This window comes from Acetitomaculum ruminis DSM 5522, assembly GCF_900112085.1.
Classification (GTDB): domain Bacteria; phylum Bacillota; class Clostridia; order Lachnospirales; family Lachnospiraceae; genus Acetitomaculum; species Acetitomaculum ruminis.
The window spans coordinates 1-3762 of sequence record NZ_FOJY01000005.1; the positions used below are offsets into that span (position 1 = coordinate 1).

At 34.5% G+C, this 3762-nt stretch carries 3 protein-coding genes; 1 reads left to right on the forward strand and 2 read right to left on the reverse strand.

Annotated elements, in window-relative coordinates; genetic code table 11:
* Positions 1 to 63 precede the first annotated feature (63 nt).
* Positions 64 to 1659: a type I restriction-modification system subunit M gene (locus BM153_RS04005; RefSeq protein WP_092871015.1), complete on the reverse strand. Its 1596-nt coding sequence runs from the start codon at positions 1657 to 1659 to the stop codon at positions 64 to 66.
* A gap of 215 nt (positions 1660 to 1874) precedes the next feature.
* Between BM153_RS04005 and BM153_RS04010 the strand changes: the two genes are divergently transcribed.
* Positions 1875 to 2465 carry a restriction endonuclease subunit S gene (locus BM153_RS04010; RefSeq protein ID WP_207649026.1) on the forward strand — a complete coding sequence of 197 codons (591 nt, stop codon included), beginning with the start codon at positions 1875 to 1877 and terminating at the stop codon, positions 2463 to 2465.
* 373 nt (positions 2466 to 2838) lie between these two features.
* On the opposite strand, the gene BM153_RS04015 is transcribed toward BM153_RS04010, so the two are convergent.
* Positions 2839 to 3762 (reverse strand): RNA-guided endonuclease TnpB family protein (locus BM153_RS04015; protein WP_242949068.1); only part of this gene is annotated, 924 nt, incomplete at its 5' end.

Here is a 3762-nt window from a genome sequence, read left to right on the forward strand (position 1 = left end):
CTTACGCTGTTCCCAAGCGTCAGTAAATCCCTTAAATCTTATTTTAGGTGTATTTGCCATATTCTACACCTCCTCAAATAAGCTCATTAATCCGCTAACAGCTTCTTTTGTCTCAGTTGAATCAAATGTTAAATCTGAAAGCATCTGAAAAAGCTTGGCTTTACCACTCTTAATCTCATCATTAGTTTGCTTAATTTCTGTAGTAAGGCTCTTTAAATCAATTTCTTCCTCTTCTTCACTTGTATCAACATAACGAGGAATATTAAGATTGAAATCATTAGCTTCAATATCCTCAAAAGACGCTAAATAAGTCTGTTTTTCTACTGTCTTTCTGTCGTTATATAGTTCAAGAACCTTATCAATATGTTCTAGGTTCATAACATTTTGCTTCTTTTCTTTTACAAAAAGATTTGAAGCATCAATGAATAAAACATCTCTTCCTTCTCTGTGTTTTTTTAATACTATGATGCATGTGGGTATAGATGTGTTGTAAAACATATTTGAAGGCAATCCAATAACCGCATAAATAGAACCATTCTTTAACAAAGTTTCACGAATTGTTCCCTCAGCTGCCCCTCTAAATAAAACACCATGAGGAAGTACAATTGCCATAGTTCCGGATTGTTTTAAGTGATAGAATCCATGTAATAAAAATGCATAATCAGCCTTGGATTTAGGAGCGAGTTTACCACCATAATCCATAAATCTCTCATCCTGTTTAAAGCCTTCCGCAGCAGACCACTTTGCTGAATATGGCGGATTCATTGTTACTACGTCAAATTCAGTTTCTTCATCTGTTGGCCAATCGGCATCCAAAGTATCACCATTTCGCAAATGCTGATTTTCAGGAAGAACACCGTGAAGGAACATATTCATTCGGGCAAGATTATAAGTAGATGGCATTAATTCCTGACCATAATATTTAATATAATCCGGCTCTTTTGAATAATTTCTACAGCTAAGCATAAGAGAACCTGAACCCATGCAAGGGTCGTAAACCTGTAATCCTTTCTTATTTTCCTGACCTGACATTGCTATTCTACAAAGAATCTGTGCCGGACCGTGTGGAGTATAAAATTCTCCAGCTTTCTTTCCTGTTTCAGATGCAAACTGACCAATTAAATACTCATATGCATTTCCCAATACATCCCCTTCTGCATGAATTAAATCAGCTCCTTCAAGAACCTTTATAACATTTGCAATAGTGGTACTTTGTTTTTGATCCCCGGTGCCAAGTCTGTTTGAATATAAATCAACATCTGCAAATAATCCGTTAAAAAGTTCATCTGATTCCTGAATACTATTAAAAGCGGCTTGTAATTTTTCACGGTTAAATCGATTATTCTTTGCATCATTTAATATACTTACATATGTCATTTCCGGCTTAAGGGTATAATGCATAGAATGTTTCAGTTCTTCAAGCAAATCTTCTGCATCAGATGTAAGCATTATCTCTTCATATTCTTTTTGAGCTTCTTCTAAGTTATCCGGAGTCTTATCATTTATTAAATCATAAGCTTTTGCCAAATATGAATCCGACAAATATTTAAAAAATACCAAACCTAATAAATAGGTTTTGTATTCATTCGCATCCATTTTTCCACGAAGTTCATCTGCCCCACTCCATAATACCTGTAGTAAGTCCTTACTTTCTGCCATATTCTCCCTACTCCTTCTATTTTTTCTTATCAAGTTAAAGTATAATTTTATAATTTTACATATTATATTTATACTTTTTCTATAATCATAATACTACTTGTGTTTTTTCTCAATATTTACATATCTATTATGGTCTGGGATTTATTTACTTATACAAAACGTTTTAGTTGATTATTTAATAGCATTGTGGGGGGGATTTTGTATTTCTTGTAATTTTGAGTGTTACTGTTTCTTGGGAACAGCGTAAGCTTGGTGAACTATGCGAAAGAATCACAAGAAAGAATAAAAATGGTGAATCAGATCTTCCTCTCACCATTGCGTCACAATACGGTCTGATTGATCAACGTGACTTCTTTAATAAAGTAGTTGCAGCAAAGGATATGTCAAATTATTACCTTCTGAAAAAGGGAGAATTTGCATACAACAAGAGCTATTCAAATGGATATGATTATGGTTCTATAAAACGACTCAATGCCTATGAACAAGGCTGTTTATCAACATTGTATATTTGTTTTGGGATAACATCTGATGACATAGAATCAGATTACCTGGAATGCTTCTTTGATACACTTAAATGGTACTCAGATATAACAATGATTTGTGCTGAAGGAGCAAGAAATCATGGACTTTTGAATGTAGATACAAAGGCATTTTTTGACGAAGTAACTATCGAAATGCCTTCATCCATGGAAGAGCAAAAAAAGATTTCAGCATATTTGAATAACCTCGATAACCTTATCACCCTTCATCAGCGAAAGTCTGACAAGCAAAAAATAATACATATATACAAGAACACGTTTATTTAACCTTATCTGCAACAATCCCCATACACTCAAACATAGGGTAAAAAGCCCACTACATTCACAAAAAAAATATATCTTTTTTATTCGATAAAATTCCTTTCTAATTCTAAAACCTATAAAGCCTTATCTAAATTTATTTCCATGATTGCGTAAAATAAATACATTACTCAACTTTCTTTCCCCATTTACCTATGACGCTTAACATCCATTATCAATAAATTATTACTTATTTGTGAACTACTCCGACTTGTAGAAGTCGGAGCTTCCTGTTTCAACCACTACTGCGTTGGCTACGATATTACGTAACTCAATGTCTTACACAATGTCCACAGGCGTATGAGTTCGGGCTATTCCATCCCTACTGCAATATTTGGTTTTATGCTACTTCAGTAAGTAGTCGTAATCCTTCATTTAGAATATTGATAGCTGCGTTTTGGTCACGGCTTACTGTGAGTCCGCAATCACAAGTCATTTTACGGATCTGTAAGTTCTTCATTTCAGGATGAAGGCTGCCACAACAATGACATATTTGTGATGATGGAAACCATTTGCTTACTTTTACAAGATACTTATTTCTGTCAGATAACTTGTACTCAAGCATGGACAGGAACATGCCGTATCCATTATCAAGAGTGGCTTTACCGTTACCAAAACCGCGATTTGCCATAGAACGCATATTTAAGGATTCTACACAAACTACATCATACTGATTGGCTATCTCAGTAGATATCTTATGTAAGTTATCCAAACGCTGATTAGCGATATGTCTATGGATTTTGTTTACCTTACGAAGCTGTTTGATGTAATTATTGGATTTAGTCTCATGCTTCTTAGAGCCTTGCATACGTGATAATCTACGTTGTGCTTTAGCAAGTTTATCATGGCTTTCACGGTAGTATTTGTGGTTAGTCCCAACGTTTCCATTGTTGTCTACATACAAACCATCAGATGCATAATCAAGTCCGATAGCATTAGTTTTATCAGCCACATAAGGGTTTACAACATCAGCAAACTCAAAGAGTATTGAAATATAGTATTTCCCATCTGATTCCTGTGATACGGTAGCTGATTTGATAATCCAATTACTTGCAGGAATACGATGAATAACAGCTTTTATATTGCCCACTTTAGGTAGCTTAATGAAGCTGTTATCTATAATTGCAATCGTACCTTTTTGATTGTTTCGTAGTATAAGATTTACGACTATGTTTAGCAGATTTGAATTTAGGAAATCCGTTATTCTTCTTACGAGATTTGCTAAACGTATTACGGAAGGCTGCCTGCAAATCCATCTGCTTGT